Annotated in this window: 23 protein-coding genes; 8 read left to right on the forward strand and 15 right to left on the reverse strand. The window is 74.7% G+C overall.

What is annotated here, in order from left to right; genetic code table 11:
• Positions 1-20 precede the first annotated feature (20 nt).
• From hpf to mtrA, 5 genes are all read right to left on the reverse strand, one after another.
• Positions 21-647, reverse strand: a complete 627-nt coding sequence (gene hpf, locus OEB99_RS07475; RefSeq protein WP_263509379.1) for a ribosome hibernation-promoting factor, HPF/YfiA family — start codon at positions 645-647, stop codon at positions 21-23.
• 205 nt (positions 648-852) lie between these two features.
• A complete protein-coding gene (locus OEB99_RS07480; protein ID WP_263509380.1) occupies positions 853-1,599 on the reverse strand; it encodes a ComF family protein in 747 nt (248 codons plus the stop codon).
• Positions 1,600-1,660: 61 nt separating this feature from the next.
• Complete coding sequence (locus OEB99_RS07485) at positions 1,661-3,346, reverse strand: LpqB family beta-propeller domain-containing protein (RefSeq protein WP_263509381.1); 1,686 nt, start codon at positions 3,344-3,346, stop codon at positions 1,661-1,663.
• A complete protein-coding gene (mtrB, locus tag OEB99_RS07490; RefSeq protein ID WP_263509382.1) occupies positions 3,343-5,025 on the reverse strand; it encodes an MtrAB system histidine kinase MtrB in 1,683 nt (560 codons plus the stop codon). The genes OEB99_RS07485 and mtrB overlap by 4 nt, the downstream gene beginning before the upstream one ends.
• Positions 5,022-5,705 (reverse strand): MtrAB system response regulator MtrA, encoded by a 684-nt coding sequence (gene mtrA, locus OEB99_RS07495; protein WP_263509383.1) that lies wholly within the window; start codon positions 5,703-5,705, stop codon positions 5,022-5,024. Before mtrA ends, mtrB begins: the two co-directional genes overlap by 4 nt.
• 113 nt (positions 5,706-5,818) lie before the next feature.
• On the opposite strand from mtrA, the gene OEB99_RS07500 reads away from it, so the two are divergent.
• The 5 genes from OEB99_RS07500 to OEB99_RS07520 all read left to right on the forward strand — a co-directional run bounded on the left by OEB99_RS07500 (position 5,819) and on the right by OEB99_RS07520 (position 11,555).
• Positions 5,819-7,231, forward strand: coding sequence for a hypothetical protein (locus tag OEB99_RS07500; RefSeq protein ID WP_263509384.1), 1,413 nt, complete (start codon positions 5,819-5,821; stop codon positions 7,229-7,231).
• Between the two features lie 7 nt (positions 7,232-7,238).
• Positions 7,239-7,901 carry a DUF4129 domain-containing protein gene (locus OEB99_RS07505; RefSeq protein ID WP_263509385.1) on the forward strand — a complete coding sequence of 221 codons (663 nt, stop codon included), beginning with the start codon at positions 7,239-7,241 and terminating at the stop codon, positions 7,899-7,901.
• Complete coding sequence (locus OEB99_RS07510; protein ID WP_263509387.1) at positions 7,898-9,085, forward strand: DUF4350 domain-containing protein; 1,188 nt, start codon at positions 7,898-7,900, stop codon at positions 9,083-9,085. The genes OEB99_RS07505 and OEB99_RS07510 overlap by 4 nt, the downstream gene beginning before the upstream one ends.
• A 137-nt stretch (positions 9,086-9,222) precedes the next feature.
• Positions 9,223-10,260 carry an AAA family ATPase gene (locus tag OEB99_RS07515; protein WP_263509389.1) on the forward strand — a complete coding sequence of 346 codons (1,038 nt, stop codon included), beginning with the start codon at positions 9,223-9,225 and terminating at the stop codon, positions 10,258-10,260.
• 2 nt (positions 10,261-10,262) lie between these two features.
• Positions 10,263-11,555, forward strand: a complete 1,293-nt coding sequence (locus OEB99_RS07520) for a DUF58 domain-containing protein (protein WP_263509390.1) — start codon at positions 10,263-10,265, stop codon at positions 11,553-11,555.
• An 11-nt stretch (positions 11,556-11,566) separates the two neighbouring features.
• On the opposite strand, the gene OEB99_RS07525 is transcribed toward OEB99_RS07520, so the two are convergent.
• A complete protein-coding gene (locus OEB99_RS07525) occupies positions 11,567-12,565 on the reverse strand; it encodes a stage II sporulation protein M (protein WP_263509391.1) in 999 nt (332 codons plus the stop codon).
• A gap of 51 nt (positions 12,566-12,616) precedes the next feature.
• On the opposite strand from OEB99_RS07525, the gene OEB99_RS07530 reads away from it, so the two are divergent.
• Positions 12,617-13,432, forward strand: coding sequence for an RDD family protein (locus OEB99_RS07530; protein WP_263509392.1), 816 nt, complete (start codon positions 12,617-12,619; stop codon positions 13,430-13,432).
• Positions 13,433-13,474: 42 nt separating this feature from the next.
• Here the strand turns inward: OEB99_RS07530 and OEB99_RS07535 are convergent, their stop codons facing one another.
• The 6 genes from OEB99_RS07535 to OEB99_RS07560 all read right to left on the reverse strand — a co-directional run bounded on the left by OEB99_RS07535 (position 13,475) and on the right by OEB99_RS07560 (position 17,520).
• Positions 13,475-14,308 (reverse strand): M15 family metallopeptidase, encoded by an 834-nt coding sequence (locus tag OEB99_RS07535; protein ID WP_263509393.1) that lies wholly within the window; start codon positions 14,306-14,308, stop codon positions 13,475-13,477.
• The gene (locus tag OEB99_RS07540) at positions 14,308-15,228 is read right to left on the reverse strand and encodes a cation diffusion facilitator family transporter (protein ID WP_263509395.1); all 921 of its coding nucleotides are present in this window, start codon (positions 15,226-15,228) and stop codon (positions 14,308-14,310) included. The genes OEB99_RS07535 and OEB99_RS07540 overlap by 1 nt, the downstream gene beginning before the upstream one ends.
• A complete protein-coding gene (locus OEB99_RS07545; RefSeq protein WP_263509396.1) occupies positions 15,229-15,408 on the reverse strand; it encodes a Trm112 family protein in 180 nt (59 codons plus the stop codon). It lies immediately after the preceding gene.
• A complete protein-coding gene (locus OEB99_RS07550; protein WP_263509397.1) occupies positions 15,405-16,886 on the reverse strand; it encodes a phosphomannomutase/phosphoglucomutase in 1,482 nt (493 codons plus the stop codon). The genes OEB99_RS07545 and OEB99_RS07550 overlap by 4 nt, the downstream gene beginning before the upstream one ends.
• A gap of 74 nt (positions 16,887-16,960) precedes the next feature.
• Complete coding sequence (locus OEB99_RS07555) at positions 16,961-17,104, reverse strand: hypothetical protein (protein ID WP_263509398.1); 144 nt, start codon at positions 17,102-17,104, stop codon at positions 16,961-16,963.
• 62 nt (positions 17,105-17,166) lie between these two features.
• The gene (locus OEB99_RS07560; RefSeq protein WP_263509399.1) at positions 17,167-17,520 is read right to left on the reverse strand and encodes a DUF3499 domain-containing protein; all 354 of its coding nucleotides are present in this window, start codon (positions 17,518-17,520) and stop codon (positions 17,167-17,169) included.
• A gap of 140 nt (positions 17,521-17,660) precedes the next feature.
• Between OEB99_RS07560 and OEB99_RS07565 the strand changes: the two genes are divergently transcribed.
• Positions 17,661-18,020, forward strand: coding sequence for a metallopeptidase family protein (locus OEB99_RS07565; protein WP_263509448.1), 360 nt, complete (start codon positions 17,661-17,663; stop codon positions 18,018-18,020).
• A 3-nt stretch (positions 18,021-18,023) separates the two neighbouring features.
• Here the strand turns inward: OEB99_RS07565 and OEB99_RS07570 are convergent, their stop codons facing one another.
• The 3 genes from OEB99_RS07570 to OEB99_RS07580 are packed head-to-tail and all read right to left on the reverse strand — an operon-like array spanning position 18,024 to position 23,226.
• Positions 18,024-19,559, reverse strand: a complete 1,536-nt coding sequence (locus OEB99_RS07570) for a DUF5719 family protein (protein WP_263509400.1) — start codon at positions 19,557-19,559, stop codon at positions 18,024-18,026.
• Positions 19,556-22,849 carry a glycosyltransferase gene (locus tag OEB99_RS07575; protein ID WP_263509401.1) on the reverse strand — a complete coding sequence of 1,098 codons (3,294 nt, stop codon included), beginning with the start codon at positions 22,847-22,849 and terminating at the stop codon, positions 19,556-19,558. The genes OEB99_RS07570 and OEB99_RS07575 overlap by 4 nt, the downstream gene beginning before the upstream one ends.
• 53 nt (positions 22,850-22,902) lie before the next feature.
• On the reverse strand, positions 22,903-23,226 hold the full coding sequence (locus OEB99_RS07580; protein ID WP_263509402.1) for a WhiB family transcriptional regulator: 324 nt from the start codon (positions 23,224-23,226) through the stop codon (positions 22,903-22,905).
• A 156-nt stretch (positions 23,227-23,382) separates the two neighbouring features.
• Here OEB99_RS07580 and OEB99_RS07585 point away from each other — a divergent pair.
• On the forward strand, positions 23,383-23,912 hold a 530-nt coding region (locus OEB99_RS07585), incomplete at its 3' end, for a TIGR03089 family protein (RefSeq protein ID WP_263509403.1).

A 23,912-nucleotide genomic window follows, 5' to 3' on the forward strand; every position in this document is an offset into this window, starting at 1 on the left:
GGCTCAGCTGACGAGCGGGCTCAGACGGCTGCCGCCGGCGCACTCACCGGTGCGTCCAGCCGGATCACGCCGTAGCTCCACCCGCGGCGCCGGTAGGCCACCGAGGGAAGGTTCGTCTCGGCGTCGACGAAGAGGAAGAAGTCGTGCCCGACCATCTCCATCTCGTACAGCGCGTCGTCGAGCGACATCGGCTGGGCCCGGTGCAGCTTCTCGCGGATCACGACCGGCGAGTCGCCCCAGAGGGTCTCGACGGTGCCGTCCTCGGCGACCGTCACGAGCTCGTCGGACTCGTCGGACTCGACCGGCTCGGGCTCGGTCGGTACCGGGACGGGGGCGTTCTTGTGGTGGTCCTTGCGGCGGTCGCGCGAGCGCCTCAGGCGCTCCATCAGCTTCGTGGTCGCCAGGTCCAGCGCGGCGTAGGGGTCGTCGGCACTCGCCTCGGCCCTGACCACGGGCCCCTTGCCCCGGACGGTGAGCTCGACCCGCTCACTAGTCTCGGACTGGCGCGGGTTCCGTTCATGGGTGATCTCGACGTCGACGCGCTGCGCCCTGGGGGCGAGCTGGGAGACCTTCTCCAGCTTGTCCTCGACGTGACGCCGGAAGCGGTCCGGGACCTCGACGTGACGCCCGACGACGGCGATCTCCATGGTGCAACCTCCTGAGCGAGGGTGGCGCAGGACCACCCGGTGGACGACGGGAACACCCTCACGGGGCGGTCGGCGAGCACCACCTCCCGTCACGCGGCCTGCGGCCCGGCAGGGGCATCGGTGGCCGTGAGCTGCGCACCTGGAGCGGTGCGGCCCCGCACCGGGCCCCCTGAGCCGGTCTGCGGTACAGCTCCATGTACCGACGTTATATCCCCGATCGGCCGGGGAGAAGCGCAACGGGGGTGATACTCGGCGTCGCCGCCAGCGCGATCGCACCGATCACCAACGCGCCGCCCGCCGTCAGCGCATCGGTGCAGGCCGCGAGCGTCGCGCCGGTGGTCACCACGTCGTCCACCAGCAGGTGCACCGCGCCGGGCGTGACCGCACGCCGCAACCGGTACTCGGCGGCGACACCACCGCGTGCCCGCGCGCCGCGACCGACCTGGTCCCCACCGACCCGCCTGGCGAGCAGACCTCGCTCACGTCGGGCACCGAGCTCGGCCGCGACGCCGTCGGCGAGCAGCCCCACGAGGTCGGCGCCGCGACGCCGACGTGCCGCCCGGCCGGTCGGCACGGAGACCACCACGGGTCGCACGGGCCCGAGCTCCCGGGCAACCACCTCGGCCGCGGACCGCACCGCGTCGACCATCACCCGGGTGAGGTCCGCGCGTCCGCCGTCCTTCCAGGCCGGGATCGCCGTACGCACCGGGCCCGCGTAGGCGGCCGCGGTCCACACCGGGAGCACGGGGGCACCGTCCATCCGGTCGAGCCGTGGCACGTCGGCCTCGCGACGGGCCACGACCTGCAGCGCCTCGGCGCACCGCCCGCACCACGCCACGTCCGCCTCGCCGCACCCCGCGCAGCAGACCGGCACCACGAGCCCGACCACGTCCTGCACCGCGGCCAGCACCGAGGCCCGGCGCCTCGCGCCGCGCAGCTCCCGGGTCTCCACGCCCACAGCCTGCCGGGCCGTGAGGCCGCCCGACTCGTCGTCCCCAGGGCCTGCCCGCTGCTCAGCCCGGGAAGACCGGGTCCTGCACGCCGGCCACGACCGGCACCCAGGCGGTGCCCTGCCGCCACAGCAGGCTGCCCTCGTCGTCGGAGAGGTAGATCGACCGGTCACCCCGCCCGGCGGCGACCGAGCGGGTGCCGTCGACCAGCGGCAGCGCGGACGACTGGCCGCCCACCGGCACCAGGTGGACCGCGGGGACGACGAGCGATCCGCTCAGGCCGAGCACCGCGAGCGTCGACTCGTCCACCCACTCGACCTGCGACGCGTCCGAGATCGACGCCCCGACCTGGATGCTGGCGCCGAGCCGCTGCGGCCGGCCCGTCTCGTCCCGGAGGACCACCGCGACATCGATGACGACGCGCTGGTCGCCGGCCCCGGTGTGCACCACGGCGATCCGGCTGCCGTCCCGGGCCACCGCGATCGACCGCACCGAGGTGCCGGTCAGCCAGTCGCCGGTGACCGCGACCCGCTCGCCGTCCGGCGAGACGGCCAGCAGGTCGGTACCCGCGTCGGTCTCGGCGGTCCATGTCCAGTCGAACCGGTCGACCGACGGCGAGACGAGGTCCGTCCCGCTCAGCAGCGTGGCCGGGTCCGACCCGCTCGCCGTGAGGGAGACCAGCCGGCTCGAACCGGCCAGCGCGACGACGACGGTCCCGTCCATCGACAGCGCGGGGTCGCTCGCATCCGCGGGGAGCCGGCCGACCCCGTCGACCGGGACGATCTCGCCGTCCTCGAGGACCTGCAGCTGACCCGCCGCCAGCAGGTAGGGCCCGGTGTCCGGCTGAGGATCGCGCACCAGGTCCGCCGGCGTGGTCGTCCACGGCTCGCCGCCGCCGGCGATCACCTCGACGTCGGACACCGCCGCGCCAGGCGCCCGTTCGAGGGTCGCGCCGAGCTGGGCCAGCAGCACCGAGCGCTGCTCGGTGGACGCGTTGGCGGCCACCGAGGTCAGGTCGACCGTCGCGACGCCGTCCGCGACCACCACGCCCGCAGCACCGAGCCGGGTGCCCTCGGGTGCGGCCGTCTGGACGGCGTCGCGCAACCAGGCCGACGGCCCGGCGAGCAGCGCACGGACCGCGTAGTTGGCGGCGCCGTTGACCGGGAACCAGCGCAGGTCGGGCACGAGGTGGGTGACGTCCGCGCTGGCGAAGTAGAGCGGCATCTGCCGGTAGAACTGGTCGAAGTCGGTGGTCGACATCGCGACGCCGTCCGGCAGGGACGAGATCCGCCACTGGTTGTCCGCCGTCCTGGTGAGCTCGAGAGCGAGCTCCTGGGTGACCTCCGGTGGGGCCTCCGTGTACACGCCGTTCTCGTCCAGCGTGCCCTGCAGCGGGATCGTCACGACGGCCGTGCCGTCGTCCTCGTTCACCGCGATCTCCGGTTGCGTGCGCGCGTTGTAGACGACGACGCCCGCGTCCGGGGCCCAGGCGGTCGACGCCTGGACCGTGAGGTACTTGCGCGCCACGACGAACTGGTCGGCGAGCCCGGCCGCCGCGGCGACCAGGAACCCCTGCACGATCCCCTGGATCGTGGCGTCCTGCGGCGGGTCGTTCGCCAGCGGGATCGGACGCCCGGGCTCGGTCAGCGCCACGTCGCCCGTGCCGATCGGGCCCGAGGTCGGGATCGTGGCGCACCCGGTCAGCAGCGCCAGCACGAGCGCCAGCGCGACGGTGCGAAGCCTGGTCATGCCGTCTCCCAGGGCTCGAGATCGGGCACGGCGGTCGGGTCGGCGGCGCCTGCCGGGCGGACCTCGGCCGTCGGTGCGGCCGGGCCGAGCGGCAGCGGGGATCCCTCGAGCGGGAGCCCGGCACGCAACGGGAGCGTCAACCGGAACACCGCGCCCTCGCCCGGGCGGCCCCACGCCTCGAGCCGCCCGCCGTGCAGATGGGCGTCCTCGATCGAGATCGCCAGGCCGAGACCCGTGCCACCCGTCGTCCGGGTGCGCGCCGGGTCGGCTCGCCAGAACCGGTCGAAGACGTGCGCGGCCTCCTCCGGCGTCATCCCCACGCCGTGGTCACGCACCGTCACGGCGAGCGCCCGCCGGTCCGCGGCGAGCTTCACCTCGACCGGCTTGGCCTCGGCGTGCTCGATCGCGTTGACCAGCAGGTTCCGCAGCACCCGCTCGACCCGGCGCGGGTCGACGTCGGCGACCACCGGGTCGGCGGGCAGCTCGACGTGCAGCCAGACGCTCTTGCGGGCGGCGAGCGGCTCGGCCTGGTCGACCGCGAGGGTGACGACGTCCCGCACGTCGACCGCCTCGGCGTCGAGCATCGCCGCGCCCGCGTCGAACCGCGAGATCTCCAGCAGGTCGGCGAGCAGGTCCTCGAACCGGTCGAGCTGCGTGCCCAGGAGCTCGGCGGACCTGGCCGGGGCCATCGACAGCTCGTCGCGCGCCTCCAGCAGCACCTCGGCCGCCATCCGGATCGTGGTCAGCGGCGTGCGCAGCTCGTGCGAGACGTCGGACACGAACCGGCGTTGCATCAGGGACAGCTGTTCCATCCGCGCGATCTGGTCCTGCAGCGAGCCGGCCATGTCGTTGAAGCTCCGGGCCAGGGTCGCCATCTCGTCGACGCCCTTGACGATCATCCGTTCGGACAGGTGCCCGTCCGCGAACCGCTCGGCGACGCGTGCGGCGCTGCGCACCGGCTGCACGGCCTGCCGCGTGACCAGCCAGGTCATCCCCCCGATCAGCGCCACCAGGCCGGCGGCGGCCGCGGCCAGGACCTGCTGCACGAAGGACAGCGTGCGCTGCTCGGGCTCCAGGCTGTACAGGAAGTACAGCTCGTACGGCCCGACCGCCGGCACGGTGACCAGCGAGCCCACCAGCAGGCCCGGCTCGACCGAGCCGTCCTCCTGCGGGATGGCCACCGACATCCAGCGTTGCTCCTCCGAGGAGCGCACGGCCTCACGCAGCTCGGGCGTGATCAGTGGCAGGTAGGCCTGCTGGGTGATCTGGTCGGTCACCAGGATGGGCGAGTCGCCGGGCACCCGGCGCAGGAAGACCTCGGGCTGGCCCGACCCGCTCACCTGGAGCGCGCGGACCAGGTCGCTCAGCAGGGCGCTGATCTCGGCCGGCGTCGACGTGGACGTGGCGGACAGGTTGGACTGCGCCTGCTGGGTCGCCCGTGCGCTCTCCTCGAGCAGCTGGTCGAGGCGCTCCTCGAAGAGGCCGTCCCGGATCCAGCCGGACAGGTAGCCACCCAGAACGAGCAGCGCGACCGTGCCGGCCACCAGGGTCGAGGTGATGACCCGGATCTGCAGCGAGGCGCGCCAGCGGTACACCGCCGACGAGAGGAACCTCGCCGTGCGGAGCCGACCGAGGCGAAGGGTGCGCCGGAACCTGCCGGCCCGGACCGCACCGCTCACGCCTGCTCCGCGCCCGCCTTGTAGCCCACGCCACGGACGGTGACGACGATCTCCGGGTGCTCGGGATCGTGCTCGATCTTCGAGCGGAGCCGCTGGACGTGCACGTTGACGAGCCGGGTGTCGGCCGCGTGACGGTAGCCCCAGACCTTCTCCAGCAGGACCTCGCGGGTGAACACCTGCCAGGGCTTGCGAGCGAGGGCGACGAGCAGGTCGAACTCCAACGGGGTGAGCGGGATGAGCTCGCCGTCTCGCGAGACCCGGTGCCCCGTGACGTCGATCTCCAGGTCGCCGATCGTCAGGTGCTCCGGGGTCGGCTCATCGGTGCGACGCAGCCTCGCGCGCACCCGCGCGATCAGCTCCTTGGGCTTGAAGGGCTTCGGGATGTAGTCGTCCGCCCCGGACTCCAGGCCCAGCACGACGTCCACCGTGTCGCTCTTGGCGGTGAGCATGACGATCGGCACGCCGGACTCGGCGCGGATCATCCGGCAGATCTCGGTACCGTCCTTGCCCGGCAGCATGAGGTCGAGCAGCACGAGGTCGGGCTGCCCGGCCCGGAAGGCGTCCATGGCCTCGTCGCCGTGTGCGCAGAACTGCGGCTCGAAGCCCTCGGAGCGCAGCACGATCCCGATCATCTCGGCCAGGGCGACGTCGTCGTCGACCACGAGAATGCGTCCCTTCATGCACCCATGGTGTCACCCCCCTGGCGGCACCGCGTGCACGTGGCGCCGGAGTTGACCCTCCCAGGCGTGGCACGATGGTCGCCGGTCAGCTCCGACCTCGAGGGGGACAGCAGATGAGCGAGCAGCCGGGCAACGGCGACGCGACGCCCGAGGGCGCCCCGGCCGAGCCTGCCCAGCCCGCCCCGACGGGCTGGGGCCAGCCGCAGGGCGTCCCGGGGTACGGCGCAGGTCAGCCTGCTCAGCCCCAGGGTGGGCAACCGCAGTACGGCCAACCGCAGTACGGCCAACCGCAGTACGGACAGCCCCAGTACGGACAGCCCCAGTACGGACAGCCTCAGTACGGCGGACCGCAGTACGGCCAACCCCAGTACGGGCAACCGGCTCCGGGCCAGTGGGGGGGAGCCGGGTACGGGCAGCCCGGGTACGGACAGCCCCAGCCCGCGCCGCCGGGATATGGGCAGCCGCAGTACGGCCAACCCCAGTACGGACAGCCCCAGTACGGCCAGCCCCAGTACGGCCAGCCCCAGTACGGCCAGCCCCAGTACGGCCAGCCCCAGCACGGCCAACCGATCGGCTACGAGCCCGCCCCGGTCCAGCCCGGGATCGTGCCGCTGCGGCCACTCGGCTTCGGCGAGATCTTCGACGGCGCCTTCCGCTCCGTCCGGGACAACCCGCGCGTCATGTTCGGGCTGCCGGCGATCGTGGTCGCCATCGGCTCGCTGCTCGGCATCGCCCTCGCCTACGCCGTCATGCCGCGGCTGAGCGGCTGGTTCACCGACGTCTTCGGCACGCTCGGGGCCAGCCCCACCGAGACGGGGCAGCTGGTCGATGTCTACAGCGCGAGCGTCGGGACCCTGCCGGGTGCGCTGCTCGTCCAGTTCGTCGCGACCACGGTGCTCACCGGCCTCCTCACGGCATCGGTCAGCCGTTCGGTGATCGGTCAGCGGGTGTCGGTCGGCGAGGTCTGGGCGCAGTACGGCAAGCGCGCGCTCCTGCTGATCCCGTACCTGATCGTGGTCGGCATCGTCCAGCTCCTCGGCTGGGCGCTGATCCTGCTGCCCGGCATCGCGCTGCTGGCCGGCGGGACGACCGGTGCGGGAGTCGCGCTCCTGGTCCTCGGTGCCCTGGCCGGCCTCGCGCTCACCGTCTGGTTCACGATCCGCACCCTGCTCGTGCCGCCTGCCCTGGTGCTCGAAGGCCGCGGCATGTGGGCGTCGGTGGTGCGCGGCTGGAAGCTCAGCCGGGGGTCGTTCTGGCGGATCCTCGGGATCTACGTCGTCGCCTCCTTCCTCGTGTACATCGTCCAGCAGCTGATCGCCACGCCGATCGGCCTGGTGGCCGGCCTCATCCTGGCCACGGGCGCCTCGGAGTTCGTCTACGTCGTGGTCACGATCGCGGCGAACGCGCTCGGCATGGTCGTCTCGCTGGCGTTCCTCGCCCCCGTCGTGGCGCTGCTCTACATCGACGTCCGGATGCGCCGCGAGGGGCTCGACATCGAGCTCGGGCACGCGGCAGAGGTCGGGTGACGCGCGCGTGACGTTCGCGGTCGCCGCCGCCGTGCTGCTCGACGTGCCGGTGGATCCCGACGCCGACCAGGCTCGCGCCTGGCTGGAGGCCGAGCTCCTCGACCCGATCTACCACGAGCAGCCCAGCCTCCTGCAGCGCTTCCTCGACTGGCTCCTCGAGCAGCTCGGCCAGGCCCAGCAGGCCCTCGGTGCCATCGACCAGAGAGCCGCGGCGCTCGTCACGGTCGTGGTCGTCGCCGTCGTGGTCGTCATCGCGCTGCTCGTGGCCGGCCCGATCCGGCGGGCCCGACGAGCAGCCCGCGTCTCGCACGAGGTGCTCGTCGACGACACCCGCACGGCCGCCCAGCTGCGCGCCGACGCCGAGAAGCACGCAGCCGCGGGCCGCTGGGCCGACGCGGTCCTCGACCGGTTCCGGGCCATCCTGCGCTCGCTCGAGGAACGTGCCGTGCTCGACCCGCGGCCGGGCAGGACCGCGGACGAGGCCGCGTCCGTCGCGTCGCAGCGGTTTCCGTCGCTGGCCGACGATCTCACCTCGGCGGGCCGGCTGTTCGACGACGTGTGCTACGGCGACCTCACGCCGGACGCCGACGCGGCGGCGTGGATGCGCGACCTCGACCAGGCGGTCACCCGGACCCGCCCCGTGGCACCCGAACCGGCGGCCGTCGGATGAGCCAGACGACCTCCGAGCCCGTCCGGCTGGGCGGCGAGCCGCCACGCAGCGTCGCCGGACGACGTTGGCGTCGCTGGCGGCTGCCCGTGCTGATCGGAGCGCTGCTGCTGACCGCCGCCCTGCTCGCGGCCCTCATCCAGCCGCAGGTGTCGCGCGAGCCGCTCGCGGTGGACAACCCGGGCAGCACCGGTGTCCGCGCGCTCGCACAGGTGCTCGGCGACCAGGGTGTCGTCGTGCACGAGGTGCAGACCACGGCCGACGCCGTCGCCCTCGCCCAGCCCGGCACGACCCTCGCGATCGTCGGCTCGCTGCTGCTGACCGACGCCGACCTCGACCAGCTCGCCCGGACCGGAGCCGACCTCGTGGTCATCGACGGCGACTCCTACGCCCTGGACGTCCTCACCGACGGGCAGGTCGCGGAGACCTGGGCGCCCAGCGCACAGCTTCGCTCGGCCAACTGCGACGACCCGGACGCGACCGCCGCGGAGCTGGTGTCCGACCTGGTGTACTCGGTCACCCTGACGGGCGGGTCGGGTCAGCTCTGCTTCACCGCCACCAACGACCCGCAGACCGGCGGCTACGCCGTGGTCGAGGCCGGCGGCCGAACCGTCCGGGTGCTCGCCGACAGCACGATCCTGACGAACGGGTCGGTGACCGAGCAGGGCAACGCGGCGCTCGGTCTGCGGATGCTGGGGCACCACGACCACCTGATCTGGTTCCGTCCGTCGCTGCTGGGCACCGGGACCAGCGAGGGGTCCGCCACGGGCTTCGCCAACCTGCCGCCGTGGGCGGGGCCGTTCGCCGCGCTCCTCGGGCTCGTGGTGCTGGTCGCCGCGGTGTGGCGCGGCCGCGCGCTGGGTCGGGTGGTCAGCGAACCGCTGCCGGTCACCGTTCGCGCTGCCGAGACGACCCGGGGCCGGGGCCGGCTCTACCGCCGGGCCCGCAGCCGCGGGCACGCTGCCGCGGCCCTGCGGGCCGCCGTGGCTCGACGCACGGCGGTCAGGCTCGGCCTGCCGGCCTCCGCCGATGCCCCCACCATGATCGAGGCCGTGGCCTCCGCGACGGGTCGTCCGACCCACGACGTCGCCGGCCTGCTGTACGGCCCACCACCGTCCGACGACGCGGAGCTCCTGGTGCTGACCAGGGCGCTCGACCAGCTCGAGAGCGAGGTTCATCGCACGTGACCGACTACCCTCCCCCGCCCGCCGGCGACGGCGCCGGGACACCCGCCCCGCTCGCGCCCTCCGGCCAGCCGCCGACAGCCCAACCCGCACCGCAGACGGCGCCACCGCAGACGGCGCCGCAGCCCGTGCAGCCGTCGATGCCCCAGCAGGCACCGGCGCCGACGGCTCCCGCCCAGGCGGCCGCGGTCCACGCAGCACCGCAGGCACCCGCCGGGTTCACGCCGTCCACGGAGCTGCGCGCCGGTCTCGGGGCGCTGCGCGCCGAGGTGGCGAAGGCCGTGGTCGGTCAGGACGCGGCGGTGACCGGCCTGGTCATCGCGCTGCTGTGCCGCGGGCACGTGCTGCTCGAAGGTGTCCCGGGCGTCGCCAAGACGCTCCTGGTCCGCACGCTGTCGGCGGCGCTCGACCTGGAGACCACCCGCGTGCAGTTCACCCCGGACCTCATGCCCGGTGACGTGACCGGCTCGCTGGTGTACGACGCGCGCACCGCGCAGTTCTCGTTCCGCGAAGGTCCGGTGTTCACCAACCTGCTCCTCGCCGACGAGATCAACCGGACGCCGCCGAAGACCCAGGCGTCGCTGCTCGAGGCGATGGAGGAGCGTCAGGTGTCGGTGGACGGCCAGCCCCGTCCGCTGCCCGACCCCTTCCTGGTGATCGCGACCCAGAACCCGGTCGAGTACGAAGGCACCTACCCGCTGCCCGAGGCCCAGCTCGACCGGTTCCTGCTCAAGCTCACCCTGCCGCTGCCCGAGCGCGACCACGAGATCGAGGTGCTGCGCCGGCACGCGACGGGCTTCGACCCGCGGGATCTCGCGGCAGCCGGCGTGCGCCCGGTCGCGGACGCGGCCCAGCTCGCCGCCGCGCGCCACGAGGTCGCGCGCGTGCAGGTCGCACCGGAGGTCCTCGGCTACGCCGTGGACCTGGTCCGGGCCACCCGCTCGTCCCCGTCGCTGTCCCTCGGCGTCTCGCCTCGTGGGGCGACCGCGCTGCTCGCGACGGCTCGGGCCTGGGCCTGGCTCGCCGGCCGCGGTTACGTCACCCCGGACGACATCAAGGCGCTCGCCCACCCGACGCTGCGGCACCGGGTTCAGCTCCGCGCCGAGGCCGAGCTCGAGGGAGTCACCGCGGAGAGCGTCCTGGACACCGTGCTGGGCGCCGTTCCGGTGCCGCGCTGAGCATGGCGGTCTCCTGGCGGGCCGTCGTCCTGGCGGCCCTCGGTGCGATCCCGGTGCTGCTCGTCCCGCAGTACGCGGTGGTGCTCGGCTGGGCGCTCGTCGTGCTCCTGGTGGTGCTGGTCGACCTGTCGCTGGCCGCCTCACCCCGCGACGTCGTCGTGCGCCGCACCGTTCCGGCCTCGGTCCGCCTGACCCAGCCGACGAGCTCGAGCCTGGTGGTGACCAACACGGGCGCCCGACGGCTGCGCGGCGTCGTCCGGGACGCGTGGCAACCGTCGGCCGGGGCGACGTCGAACCGCCATCGGGTGAGCCTGCCGGCCGGCGAGTCGGCCCGCCTGGTCACCCCCCTGCTGCCGACCCGACGCGGGGACCGCGCCGCCGACCGGGTCACGGTGCGCTCGTTCGGCCCGATGGGCATGGCCGCCCGCCAGCTGTCCGCCGACGTGCCCGGGCGGCTGCGCGTCCTGCCCGAGTTCGCCTCCCGCCGGCACCTGCCGAGCCGGCTGGCACGACTGCGTGAGATGGACGGCCGGGCCGCGGTCCAGGTGCGCGGCCAGGGCACCGAGTTCGACTCGCTGCGCGAGTACGTGATCGGCGACGACGTGCGCTCGATCGACTGGCGCGCCACGGCCCGCCGCTCCGAGGTCGTCGTGCGGACCTGGCGGCCCGAGCGCGACCGCCGCGTGCTCATCGTGCTCGACACCTCACGCACGGCCGCAGCCCGGATCGGCGAGCTGCCGCGCGTCGACGCGGCGATCGAGGCCGCCCTCCTGCTCGCCGCACTGGCCTCGCACGCCGGCGACCGCGTCGACCTCATCGCGCACGACCGGCGGGTCCGGGCCCAGGTCGCGCGCGCGGCCGGGCCTCGGCTGCTGCCCGCACTGGCCGACGCGCTCGCGCCGGTGGACCCGACCCTCGTCGAGATGGACTGGCCGGCGACGATCTCGGCGATCGACCAGCGGCTCTCCCAGCGCTCGCTCGTCGTGCTGCTCACCGCGCTCGAGCCGGCCGCCGTGAGCCACGGGCTCCTGCCGGTGGTCGCTCCCCTGGCGCACGACCACACGGTCGTGCTCGCCTCGGTGGCCGACCCCGAGGTGGCCGAGCTCGCGACGAGCCGCGGGAGCGCTGCCGAGGTCTACGACGCCGCCGCTGCCGAGCGCACCGAGCTCGAGCGGGCCGCCGTGACCCTCCGGCTGCGCCGCTACGGCGTCGAGGTGGTCGACGCGCTCCCCGACGACCTCGCACCGCGGCTCGCCGACACCTACCTCGCGCTCAAGGCCGCCGGACGCCTGTGACGCCTCGAGCGTCAGGCGGCGAGCGGCACGAGGTCGGCGCCCTCGCCGCGGCGCAGGTCGCCGGTGGCACCCGCCCGCACGGCCGCGCGCCCCACGATCCACACGTACGCCCAGAAGAGGCCGAACGCGACGACCCCGACGACGATCTTCAGCCACCACGGCAGCACCGTGGACGGCGTCACGAAGCCCTCGATCAGCCCCGAGACACCCAGCACGGCGACGAGCCCGATCGCGACCGTGAACAGCGCTCGGCCCTCCTCGGCGAGGGCGCGCGACCGCGGCCGGCCCCCGGGGTCGACCATCGTCCAGAAGAGCTTCAGTCCCGTACCCCCGGCGACGAACACCGCGGTGAGCTCCAGCAACCCGTGCGGCAGGATCAGCTGGAAGAAGACCGGCAGGCCGTCGTGCAGCGCGAGGATGCCGCCCGCGACACCGACGTTGACGGCGTTGTTGAACAGCACGTACAGCGGCCACAGACCCGTGATGCCGAAGGCAACGCAGGTGGCCGCGATCCAGGCGTTGTTGGTCCACACCATGGCCGCGAAGCTCGCGCCGTCGTACTCCACGTAGTAGTTCTGGAACGCCTGCTCGGCGTAGCTGCGCAGCGCACCCGGCGGGCCGGCTGCAGCCTGTGCCTCGGGCGAGCTGACGAACCACGCACCCGCGACGACCGCGATCGCCACCGAGGCGACGGTGACCGCGATGCTCCACCACCGCACCCGGTAGAGCGCGGCCGGCAGGGTCTCGACGAAGAACCGGCCGACGTCACGCCACGACGGGTCGTGCGACCCGGCGATCGCCGCCCGGGCCCGCCCGAGCAGCTCGGACAGGCGCGAGATCACCGCGGGGTCGGGAGCGGCCGAGCGCACCATCGACAGGTGCGTCGCCACCTCCTGGTAGAGCCGGACCAGCTCGTCGGCCTCCGCGCCGGTGCGCCGCTTGCGCCGAACGAGCTCGTCGAGGCGTCGCCAGCTGGCTGCGTGCACGGCGGAGAACGCGTCGAGGTCCACGGCGGGTAGCCTGCCACAGCGAGGCGACCCAACCGCGACGTCAGGAGGAGCATGTCGGACGAGATCCTCATCGGCGAGGGTGTCGCGCTCGACGCCAGACCTGCGTCGTTCGCGTCCAGGATCCTCGCCGCGCTGATCGACGCCACCGTGACCCTCACGGTCGGGTTCGTGGTCGTGATCGTCGGGTTCGCCGCGGGCGGTGGCATGAACCAGGCGGCAGCGACCGCCTGGTCGCTCGTCCTCGTCGTCATGCTCCTGGTCGGCGCGCCGACCGCGGTCGAGACGCTCAGCCGCGGCAGGTCGCTCGGCAAGCTCGCGGTCGGGCTGCGGATCGTTCGCGACGACGGCGGGCCGATCCGCTTCCGGCACGCGCTCATCCGCGCCCTGGTCGGTGTCTTCGAGCTCTGGATCACGATGGGCTCGGTCGCGCTCATCACGTCGCTGGTGAACCGCAAGGGCAAGCGGGTCGGCGATCTGCTCGCCGGCACCTACGCCGTGCGCATCCGCGGCGGGCAGCGGGCGCTCCCACCGGTCGTGATGCCGCCCGAGCTCGCACGGTGGGCGCACGCGGCCGACATCCGACGGCTGCCCGACGGTCTGGCACTCAGCGCCCGGCAGTTCCTCGGCCGGACCACGAAGCTCAACCCGGCCTCCCGCCGGACGCTGGGCACCGAGCTCGCCGCCCGCGTCGAGGAGTACGTCGCCCCCGGGCCACCGCTCGGCACGCACCCCGAGCGGTTCATCGCAGCCGTGCTCGCCGAGCGCCGGGACCGGGAGTTCGCCCACGCGTCCCGGGTCGCGGCGCGCACCGCCGCGGAGGAGCAGCAGGTCGCCCGCCTCCCGCACGGGGTGCCCGACCCGTACTGAGCGGCTCGGCGGAGCGCAGGCCGTGGGCGCCCCGCGGGGCCGTCAACGTCCCGTCACCGAGAAGTGCTGGTAGTCGAGCACGCCGCCGGTCCACTCCCCACCCCAGAGCCACCCGGCCGCGGCGAACGCCTCGACCACCGGGTCCCCGGCGTGCAGCACCATCGGCTCGTCGGGACGGTCGACGAACGCCGAGCCCGCGTCCGGCGCGACGTGCCGACCACGCACGTACGGGTTCTCGACCGGGTTGAGGTCCAGCGCCCGCCCGTAGGCGTGCTCGGACCACGCGGTGCCACCCGTGATCGGCCGGCAGTTGAACGCCGAGGTGTTGTCGGCGGCCATCGAGGCGTCGTCCGAGCCGCCGAAGTCGTCCACCAGCCGCATGGACGCGATCGGGTACCCGATCCGCCACAGCTCGAGGAAGACCCCGGCGATCGCCTCCGCCTGGTCGGCGTGCACCACGAGCTCGCCGACCCGCGTCCGCCCGTCCGGGTCCAGGTACGGCACCCGGACGTAGCGCAGGTCCGCCAGCGGCACCGGGCACCCCGGTCGCCACGACGACGACATCCGGGCGGCCAGGGCCGGGCCGATCTCGATGATCGAGGCACCTGTCGCACCGGCGCCGCGCGGCCGGGTCGGCGGCACGTCGCCTGCCCACTCGGTGCCGCTCGCGGGCGGCACGGCCGGCGACGTCGCCTGCGCGCTCGCTCGCGGGCTCGCCGCCGCGGAGGCCGAGCCGGTGACGGCGGTGCTCTGCGACACGCCGGTCGAGCCCGCCGGGCTCGCCGGAGCGGATGAGTCGACGGACGCAGTGCCCGGCCAGGTGCATCCCGCGAGCGCGAGCGTCACCACCACCGCGACCCACCGCACCGGCGACATCAGGGAGTCCGGCGTCGCAGGTCCGGTTCGAGGTAGATGAGCCTGGACAGCGGCACCGCGGCCCGGACACGCGCCTCCGCGGCATCGATCGCGTCGGCCACCTCGGCTGCGGTGGAGGCCGCCGGCACCGCGATCTTGGCCGCGACGAGCAGCTCCTCGGGACCGAGGTGCATCGTGCGCAGGTGGATCACGGAGTCCACGCCATCACCGACCAGGGCGGTGCGGATCGCGGTGATGTGCTCGGGCGTCGCGGCCTCGCCGAGCAGCAGCGACTGGGTCTCCCGGGCGAGGACCACCGCGATCACCACGAGGAGCAGACCGATCGCCGCGGACCCCACGGCGTCCCACCGCCCGTCGCCGGTCACCAGGGTCATCGAGACACCGACGAGCGCGAAGAGCAGACCGACGATCGCCCCGCTGTCCTCCAGGAGCACGACCGGCAGCTCCGGCGAGCGCGACGTCCGGATGAACCGCCACCAGCCCTGAGAACCCCGGTGCGGCGTCGCCTCACGCATCGCGGTGCGCAGCGACAGACCCTCCATGACGATCGCCGCGCCGAGCACCGCGAGCGGCACCCACCACCACGGGCCCTCGATCGGGTGCGGGTCGTGGAACTTCTCCCAGGCCTCGAACAGCGCGAAGAGCCCGCCGAGCGTGAAGAGCACGATCGCGACGAGGAACGCGTAGTAGTACCGGACCTGGCCGTACCCGAACGGGTGCTCGGTGTCGGCCCGGCGCGACGCGCGCCGGCCGCCGACGATGAGCAGGACCTGGTTCCCCGAGTCGGCGACCGAGTGCACCGACTCGGCCAGCATCGCCGAGGACCCCGTGAGCAGGAACGCGACGAACTTCGTCACGGCGATCCCGAGGTTCGCGGCGAGCGCCGCGAGGATCGCGCGGGTGCCGCCCGAGGTCGACACTCAGACCTCGCCCGTGGGCCCGGGCTCCGCCTCGTCGACCAGCAGCACCGGCACCCCGTCCCGCACGGGGTAGACCCGCGCGCAGCCGGTGCACGCGAGCGACCCGTCGGCGTCGGCCAGGGTGGCGTGGCAGGCCGGGCAGCGCAGCAGCTCTCGGGCCCAGCCGGGCAGCTCGGTCATGCCGGGCCGGCCTCCGCCCGCACGAGCCCGAGGACGTCGTCCCGAACCTTGACCATGACGTCCTCGTCCTCGGCCTCGACGTTGAGCCGCAGCAGCGGCTCGGTGTTCGACGCCCGGAGATTGAACCACCAGCGGGGGGTGGTGTCCCAGTGGCTGATCGTGATGCCGTCGAGCTCGTCGACGTCGACCGGCCCGGCTCCCTGCTCGGTGACGTACGCGTCGATCACGCGAGCGCGCGCTGCCGGCACGTCGGCGACCCGGGAGTTGATCTCCCCGCTCGCCACGTACGGCTCGTAGGCCTCCGCGAGCGCGGACAGGGCGACCGGGTCTCCGGCCGCGTCCCGCGCCGAGCCCAGTGCCGCGAGCACATGCATCGCCGCGAGCATGCCGGTGTCGGCGAAGAAGAAGTCCCGGAAGTAGTAGTGGGCGCTGTGCTCGCCGCCGAACACCGCGGTGTGCTCGGCCATCTCGGCCTTGATGAACGAGTGGCCGACCCGGGTGCGCACCGTCGTGGCGCCCGCCGACGTCAGCAGGTCAGGGACCGCACGTGAGGTGATCAGGTTGTGGATCACGACCGGGGTCCGGCCCTCGGAACGCTCGCGGGCGACCTCACGCAGGCCCACGAGCGCCGTGATCGCGGAGGGGCTGACCGCACGGCCGGTCTCGTCCACCACGAAGCAGCGGTCCGCGTCGCCGTCGAACGCGAGGCCGAGGTCCGCACCGTGCTCGACGACCGCGGCCTGCAGGTCCCGCAGGTTCTCCGGCTCGAGCGGGTTGGCCTCGTGGTTCGGGAACGAGCCGTCCAGCTCGAAGTAGAGCGGCACGACGTCGAGCGGCAGCTCGGGCTGCCCGCCCTCCGTCCCGAGCACGGCCGGGACGGTCAGGCCGGCCATGCCGTTGCCGGCGTCCACGACGACCTTGAGCGGACGGATCGCGCTCAGGTCCACCAGCGAGCGCAGGAAGCGGGCGTAGTCCGCGAGCATCTCGCGGTCGGAGACCACCCCAGGGTCCTCGACCGGGGTCGGCAGGCCCTCCGCGAGGTAGCGCTCGGCCAGCGAGCGGACCTCGGCGAGGCCGGTGGCCTCACCGACCGGCCGGGCACCGGCCCGGCACATCTTGATGCCGTTGTACTTGGCCGGGTTGTGGCTCGCGGTGAACATCGCGCCGGGGACGTCGAGCACGCCGGAGGCGTGGTAGAGCCCGTCCGTGGAGCACTGCCCGATCCGGACGACGTTCACGCCGCGGTTCGTGACGCCCCGGGCGAACGCGTCCACCAGGCTCGGACCCGACTCACGCATGTCCCGGCCGAGCACCACGCTGCGCCGCGCGGACAGCGGCCCGTTCGGCGCCCCGGGAAGCACGACGACCTCGGCGAACGCCGCACCGAGCGCCTCGGCCGTGGCCGGGCCCCAGTCGTCCGGGACCACCCCACGCACGTCGTAGGCCTTGACCAGGGAGCTCAGATCGATGTCGCGCACCGGGGCAGCGTAGCCAGTTGCGGGGCGGTTGCGCCCCGTTCGTCCGTCGTGCGGCGGGTCACACCGAGCGTGGCTCAGGTGGTCTTGCGCGTCGCGCGCTGCAGGACGGTGTCGATCGGCAGCGCCTGCCAGCCGCCGTCGTGCTCGGTCAGCCACTGGCGGTTCTCGCAGGCCTGGCACGACACGAACAGGACGTCCGTGCCGTCGGTGAGGACCATCGGCAGACGCGTCAACGAGGCCGACCCGCAGGTCGGACAGCGGTCCGGGCTCGGCTCCCCGGTCACGATCCGCCCTCGCCGCGCAGCACCCGCAGGTGGCCGCGCCTCGGGGCGTCCGGCTGGATCGCGGGGGCCTCCTCGCGCGGCCGGCCCGCTTCCCGGACCGCGTCGGCGAGGGCGAGCAGGTCGTCGGGGGTCGGCCCGGTCGGCACGAACTCCGGGGCGACCCGGACCACCTCCCACCCGCGCGGGGCGGTCAGCCTCGTCGCGTGCTCGGCACACAGGTCGTACGAGTGCGGCTCGGCGAGCTGGGCGAGAGGGCCGAGCACGGCTGTGGAGTCGGCGTAGACGTAGGTGAGGGTCGCGACCGCAGGACGACCGCACGCGCTGCGCGTGCACTGGCGTCCGGATCTCACCCCATGAGGGTACCCGGCGCGGACGACCGCTCCGGTGCAGCCCACGCCGAGCGACGTAGGCTGGCGCGGTGAGGATCCACCGTCGGCCGGCGCCGGTCCGCCGCCGCGACCGCCGTGGACGCGGCCCGCGCGGTCTGCTGCTGCCGCCCGACCTGCCTGCGCACCGCACCCGTGCCGAACGGTTCGACGACGCGGTGCTCGACTCGGTGGAACGGCTCGAACGGCGCTGGGCGCGCCAGCTCGAGGGCACCGAGTTCGCGGTCGAAGAGGTGCCGCCGTCCCGGCCCGCGCCGTGGGAGCACGGCGGTGTGCCCCTGGGCCGGTACTTCCCCGCCGACGCGGGTCTGCCGGCCCGGATCGTGGTGTACCGCCGGCCGGTCGAGAGCCGCGCGGTCGACGAGGCCGACCTCGCCGTGCTGGTGCACGACGTCGTCGTCGAGCAGGTCGCTCACCTGCTCGCCCGCTCCCCCGACGAGATCGACCCCGGCTACCGGATGTGACCCTCAGTCCAGCCGCACCTCGACCGCGTCGCGCGGCTCACGGGGCGCGACCGGGCTGAGCACGCCGACGAGGGGCCCGGCGGGATCCGGCACCTCGAGCACCGCAGCCCAGGACACCCCCTCCCCCCGCAGGACCACGCCGGCGACCGAGGCGCCGTCCGGCACGTCGAGGTCGGCGGGAACCAGCGCGAGCGCGCTGCCTGCCGCGACGTCCACGACGGACGTGGCGACCGCCGAACCCGAGTCGTCGAGCACCGTGATCTCGGCCGGCTGGGCCTGGTCGCCCGGGTTGGCCAGCGACAGCTCCCAGGACGCGCCCGAGGGCAGCGCGAGCGGCGACGCGGCCGGGTCCACGGCCGCCGCCCAGGCCCGGTCGAGCGGCAGGCCGGTGTTGACCTCGGCGGCGCCGACACCGCTGCCGCGCGTGATCATCGCGCCGGCCACCACCGGGACGTCGGCGTCCACGACGATCGTCCAGGTGCCCTCGGCGAGGCCGTCCAGCGGCACGTCCAGCACCGCTCCGGCGTCCAGCTCGAGGTCCGTGGCGCCGGGCAGGTCGACCTCACCGTCGGGGCCGAGCACCCGGACGTGGGCGGTCCCGGACTCCGCGGGGGCGAGCAACCGCAGCATGCCGGGGTCGGCGCCGTCCGCGTCCGTCCCGGCCACCGCGACGCCGGGGACCACCTGCTCCAGGGCGGGCGCGGACCCCGGCACCACGTCGTCGACCCCGGCCGGGGTGAGCCCTCGGAGCTCGGAGTCCTGCAGGTACGCGGCGACCGCGCCCCCGGACGCCGTCACGTGCACCACCAGGCGCGGTTGCTCGGCCGCCGTGCCCTCGAGCAGCACGGCGCGCTCGGCGCCGGGCGGGACGAGGTACTCCGCCGCCCCGGTGAGGTCGATCGGGCCCGCGGCGCCCCACAGCTCGATGGTCACCTGAGCCGCCGTACGACCCGGGTTCGCCAGCACCAGCCGCGCGCTCGACCCGAGCGTCGTGGCCCCGCCGACCAGCCAGGCCTCGGTGCTCGCCGGTCGGCAGGACGCCGCGACCAGCCCCCGCAGGTCACCCGCCGTGGTCGTGACGGCGACGCTGCCGGCCAACCAGGCCGGACCGCCGTCGGAAGCGTCGGCGTGGACCACGGTGCCGGCGTCGACCGGCGAGACGGCGGTCGCCCCGCCGCCTGCCGCCGGGACCACGTCGGCGACCGCGGTGCCATCGGCGAGCGAACGGACCTGGGCCTCGACCGCGGTCGCCTGCGGTCGGTCGACGCTCAGCGCGACGAGGCCGGTGACCGCGTCGACAGGCGCCGGGTCGAACTGCGGGTCGTAGGCCACGTCGTCGCCCGCCTCGGGCTCGGTGGGCAGCCGCGCGGTGCCGGGGCACACCAGATCCGTCGGGGCGGCCGGCACCGCGACGGCGAGCGGCTCGGTCGCCGCGGTCGGCAGCGGGCCCCACCCGGGCAGCACGAGGAGCCCGGCGACCAGGCCGACGCTCAGCAGCGCGCCGGCGAACCTGATCAGCACGGAGCCGAGGCGTCTCATCGCGTCCTCCTGCGGCGGGTCGGGACGGCGAGCAGCACCGTGGCACCGAGCACGACGAGCTGCACGAGCAGCCACACGTGCTGACCGGTCTCCTCGTGGCGGACGACGAGCCGTCCGCTGTCGCCGCCCAGCTCGAACGCCTGGCGCCACCCGGTCTCCACCGAGCGCAGCGGTACGCCGTCGAGCCAGGCGTGCCACCCAGGGTCGGCACGTTCGGCCAGCACCAGGAGCCGGTCCGACGGCCCGGCGTCGAGCTCGGTCGCGATCCGCCCGTCGCTCGAGGCGACCGGTTCCAGGACCTCACCGAACTGCTCCGCCGAACCGCGCACCACGCGGGCCCACGCCACGGTCCGGTCGTCGCTCGCGACCCGCCAGATCACACCGGCCTCGGTCTCGGTCACCCGCTCGAGCCCGTCGGTCGCGTCGAGCAGACCGACCAGCTCGGCCCGCGCCGGGTCCTGCGAGGGCGGGACGAGCACGGCACCCACCGCGAGGTCGGCCAGCTGGTCGGCGACCCCTTGCGCGCCGACCGTGAGCCCGGCGGCGGCATCGGCGAGCTCGGTCTCGGCGTCGTCCGGCGCGGCAGGCTCCGGGGCGAGCGGGTCGCCGGTGACCGCGGTGCCCGTGACCGCTCGCGAGGTGTCGATCAGCTGGACGCCGTCGCCGCGCAGCAGCGTGACGTGCAGCTCGGAACCGCTCGGGACGAGCTCGAGGACGCGTGCGGCATCGTCCGAGGCCTGCAGCTGCAGCCCGACCGCGGGCACGACGGCGGTGTCGCTCACCTCGAGCGCGCTCGGGTGCGACGCGCGTACGACCCACGTGCCGAGGAGGGCGACCGGAGCGGCCAGCGCGAGCGCCGCGAGCAGGCCCGCGCCGACGTGCCGCCAGCCGAAGGCCACCCTGGTCAGCGCCTGGCGCAAGCGCCCGACGCCGACCAGCGCCGCGACGAGCAGCCCCGCGAGCACCGTGCTGACCGCACCACCCGTCCAGGTCGGCCCGAGCAGGCCGTCGCCCAGGACGACGCCCAGGTGACCCAGGCCGATCGCCGTGGCGAGGCCGAGGGCCGCGACCAGCCAACCGAGCCGGACCGCCCGCACCGCCGGCGGTCGGATCGCGAGGGAGAGCACCGCCACGACCGCGAGGACCGCACCGGGGAGCAGGGCGACCCACAGGGGCACGGTGTCGACCGGGACCGGCCAGCCCAGCGCCTGCTGCCACGCGACGGCGGGGGCGGCGGGTACCGCGAGGCCGGGGGCGGCGACCAGGGCGCGCCAGCGCTGCGGGTCGACGGCGACCCACACCAGCAGCGGCCCGCTCAGCACCAGCGGCGGGACCGCGACCCACCACAGCCGGCGTCGCGGGCGCAGCACCGCCACGGCGACCAGGGCGACGAGGAGCACGGGCAGCAGGGCGGGGGTGCCCGCGGTCGCCACGCAGGCAGCGAGTCCGGCGCCGGCAGCGGCCGCGAACGAGGGCTCGGCGGTCTCGACCGGCTGCGGTGCCGGCCGCTCGGCCGTCCCGTCGCTGCGAGGACCGGCCTGCACCAGCGCGGTCTCGGCGGTCTCTGCGGCCTCGTCGGGCGCGTCGCCCGTCCGCGGTTCGTCGTCCGCGCCGCCGTCGGTGTCGTCCCGGCTGACGTGCTGCGCGCCGACCAGGCCGGAGGCCACGGCGTCGACCCGCGCGACCCCGACCGCACGGGCCACCCCGAGGAGCACCCAGGGCAGCGCGACGTGGGTGAGCAGGCCGCCGAGCCGAACCTGGTCGAGCCCGACCAGCAGCGCCGGTGCGGCCGTCCAGGTGGCGGCGGCCCACAGGCGCACCACGACCGATCGCGTCGCGGCGCCGGCCGCGAACCACGCCCCGACCCCCGCGAGCACCCAGGCCCCGAGCACGACGAGCGCGGACGCCCCGCCGATCGTCCCGAGCAGCGCCGTCGCCGGGGCGAGCACGGTCAGCAGCGGGTCCGGGGCGGCGGGGTGTCCCAGGTCGGCCTGCACCCACCAGGACCCGATCGCCGACCACACCTCACCCGGCCCGGCGTCGCCGAACGCGAGCGTCCCGCCGCTCAGGCGTGCGCCGGACAGGACCGCGCCGATCGCCGAACCCACCGTGAGGACCGTGAGCGCGATCCCGGCCAGCACGACCACGGCCAGCCCGGCACGCCGCCGGGTGCGCAGCGCGGCGAGCTCGCGCAGCTCGAGCTCGCTCGGCGCGTTGCGGGTGCGTCGCGCCTCCGCCGCGGCGAGCCGGCGGTCGCGAACCTGCCGCAGCACGCTGCGGGTGTCGCGCTGCAGCGGCCGCAGGGCGGACCGGCGCTGCACGGCCACGCGCGCCGCACGACGTCGCGCGACGAGGACGCGCCCGGGCCGGGCGAGAACCACCCACGGCGCGAGGAGCTCGGCCAGCACCAGGTGCGGCTCCTTGGTCGTCAGCCGCATCCCGGCTCGGACCAGGGACGACCCCAGCGCCAGCAGCGCCACGACCGGGACCAGCAGCGCGGGGACGCCCACGAGCTGCTGGTGCAGGAAGGCCTCGCGCCGGGCCTGCACGCTGCGCCGCGCGTCCCAGCCGGGCCGGACCGCAGCGCCACGGAGGCTGGCCTGCGCGTGCCGGACCTCGGCACGGGGCACCACGACGACCCGGTGCCCCGCGAGCCGGGCACGCCGGCACAGGTCGAGCCCGTCGCCGTAGGGGCCGAGCGCGCGGTCGGGTCCACCGAGCACGTCCCACACGTCGCGACGCACGAGGGCACCCGCCAGCCCCACGGCGAGCACGTCCTCGCGACCGTCGTGCTGACCCTGGTCGACCTCGTGGTCGTCCAGACCGGTCATCCGTCGCCCGAACCGGGACGTCGACAGACCGACCTGGATCAGACGCGCCGGGTCGTCCCAGTCGACCTGCTTGCACCCCGCGACCGCGACCGACGGGGCGATCTCGACGGCGCGCAGCAGGCGACCGAGCGCCTCCGGGCGGGGCGCGGAGTCGTCGTGCAGGAGCCACAGCCATCCGGCGTCCAGGTCGACGGCGGCGAGCGCCCGGCGCACCGCCTCGCCGAACGTCCGGGCGCCGGGTGCGTCGACGACCGTGGGACGCCGTCCCTCGGGCCATGCGTCGACCACGGCGTCGGTGACGGCGTCCGGCGTCCCGGCCACGTCCACCACGAGGACGGACTCGGGTGCGCGATCCTGCGCGGCGAGGGCGGTGAGGGTCTCCGCCAGGAAGCCCGTGACGCCGTGCGTCACGACGACCGCCGCCGCCGTCAGAGCGGCGGGGTCACGGCTTGCTGTCATGGCGGCTCCCGCACCCGTGGCCGCCGTCGTGGCCACGGCGGACGCGACGGTGGTCAGACCACCCGCCGCTTCAGCTTGCGCCGCTCACGCTCGGACAGGCCGCCCCAGATCCCGAACCGCTCGTCGTTGGCGAGCGCGTACTCCAGGCACTCGGCTCGTACCTCGCACCCGGTGCACACCTTCTTGGCCTCGCGCGTCGATCCGCCCTTCTCCGGGAAGAATGCCTCGGGGTCGGTCTGGGCGCAGAGGGCACGCTCCTGCCAGCTGAGCGCGGTCTCGTCCAGTGCGTCATCGCCGAACAGGGGCAGTACCGGCGCGACAGCGGGTCGGTTCAGGTCACTGGGGAAGGGTGCGTCGTCATCGAGCACGTTCCACATGTGTCCAGCCTTCCTGCAGGGTGCGCCGCGGCTGCGGCACGGAACACCATGAGTGGAATTACACGCGTGTCATCCGTCACAGTCAAGCCCGACCGTGCTAAAGGGGACGAATCCGGCAGGTCCGACCGGGTGAATTCCGCCCGATACCCTGTGCGCGTGACCGACCTGCCCGCGCTGCTCAGTCGCCTCGGTGGCCATGGGCGGCCGAGGCTCACCTGGTACTGCGAGGACGAGCGGGTCGAGCTGTCCCGCCACGTCCTGGACAACTGGGTGACCAAGACCACGCATCTGCTGGTCGACGAGCTCGACGTCACCCCGGGCCGCCGGGTGGTCGTGGACCTGCCGGTGCACTGGCGCGCGATCGTCTGGTCGCTGGCCGCGCTGCGGGCCGGCGCCGTGCTCGAGCCCGCGCCCGACGCCGTCGTCGTCACCGACGACCCCGAGCGCTGGCCCCGGACGGCCGACCTGGTGGTCGTGGCACTGCCCGCGCTCGCCCGCACGGCCGGGTCCGTGCCGCCCGGTGCGGTCGACGCGAACGCCGCCGTGATGACCTACCCCGACCGACCCGGCGCGTGGCCGCCGGTCCCGTCGGACGCCCCGGCGTTCGGTGCTGTGCGGCACGGCGACCTGGTCGACTGGGGGGGGGGGAGCGCCCCCCCGCCCCCCCGGGCGGCGGGGCGGTGCGC

Origin of the sequence: Actinotalea endophytica, from assembly GCF_025717005.1 — a bacterium.
In the GTDB taxonomy this organism is placed as follows: Bacteria; Actinomycetota; Actinomycetes; order Actinomycetales; family Cellulomonadaceae; genus Actinotalea.

What these genes read in the sequence shown, in the direction of transcription:
- OEB99_RS07570 (WP_263509400.1), bottom strand. Translation starts at nt 19,559, where the DNA reads ATGAGACGCCTCGGCTCCGTGCTGATCAGGTTCGCCGGCGCGCTGCTG.
- OEB99_RS07520 (WP_263509390.1), top strand. Translation starts at nt 10,263, where the DNA reads ATGGCGGTCTCCTGGCGGGCCGTCGTCCTGGCGGCCCTCGGTGCGATC.
- OEB99_RS07510 (WP_263509387.1), top strand. Translation starts at nt 7,898, where the DNA reads ATGAGCCAGACGACCTCCGAGCCCGTCCGGCTGGGCGGCGAGCCGCCA.
- mtrA (WP_263509383.1), bottom strand. Translation starts at nt 5,705, where the DNA reads ATGAAGGGACGCATTCTCGTGGTCGACGACGACGTCGCCCTGGCCGAG.
- OEB99_RS07500 (WP_263509384.1), top strand. Translation starts at nt 5,819, where the DNA reads ATGAGCGAGCAGCCGGGCAACGGCGACGCGACGCCCGAGGGCGCCCCG.
- OEB99_RS07555 (WP_263509398.1), bottom strand. Translation starts at nt 17,104, where the DNA reads ATGGTCCTCACCGACGGCACGGACGTCCTGTTCGTGTCGTGCCAGGCC.
- OEB99_RS07485 (WP_263509381.1), bottom strand. Translation starts at nt 3,346, where the DNA reads ATGACCAGGCTTCGCACCGTCGCGCTGGCGCTCGTGCTGGCGCTGCTG.
- hpf (WP_263509379.1), bottom strand. Translation starts at nt 647, where the DNA reads ATGGAGATCGCCGTCGTCGGGCGTCACGTCGAGGTCCCGGACCGCTTC.
- OEB99_RS07545 (WP_263509396.1), bottom strand. Translation starts at nt 15,408, where the DNA reads ATGACCGAGCTGCCCGGCTGGGCCCGAGAGCTGCTGCGCTGCCCGGCC.
- OEB99_RS07575 (WP_263509401.1), bottom strand. Translation starts at nt 22,849, where the DNA reads ATGACAGCAAGCCGTGACCCCGCCGCTCTGACGGCGGCGGCGGTCGTC.
- OEB99_RS07580 (WP_263509402.1), bottom strand. Translation starts at nt 23,226, where the DNA reads ATGTGGAACGTGCTCGATGACGACGCACCCTTCCCCAGTGACCTGAAC.
- OEB99_RS07535 (WP_263509393.1), bottom strand. Translation starts at nt 14,308, where the DNA reads ATGTCGCCGGTGCGGTGGGTCGCGGTGGTGGTGACGCTCGCGCTCGCG.
- OEB99_RS07515 (WP_263509389.1), top strand. Translation starts at nt 9,223, where the DNA reads ATGCCCCAGCAGGCACCGGCGCCGACGGCTCCCGCCCAGGCGGCCGCG.
- OEB99_RS07530 (WP_263509392.1), top strand. Translation starts at nt 12,617, where the DNA reads ATGTCGGACGAGATCCTCATCGGCGAGGGTGTCGCGCTCGACGCCAGA.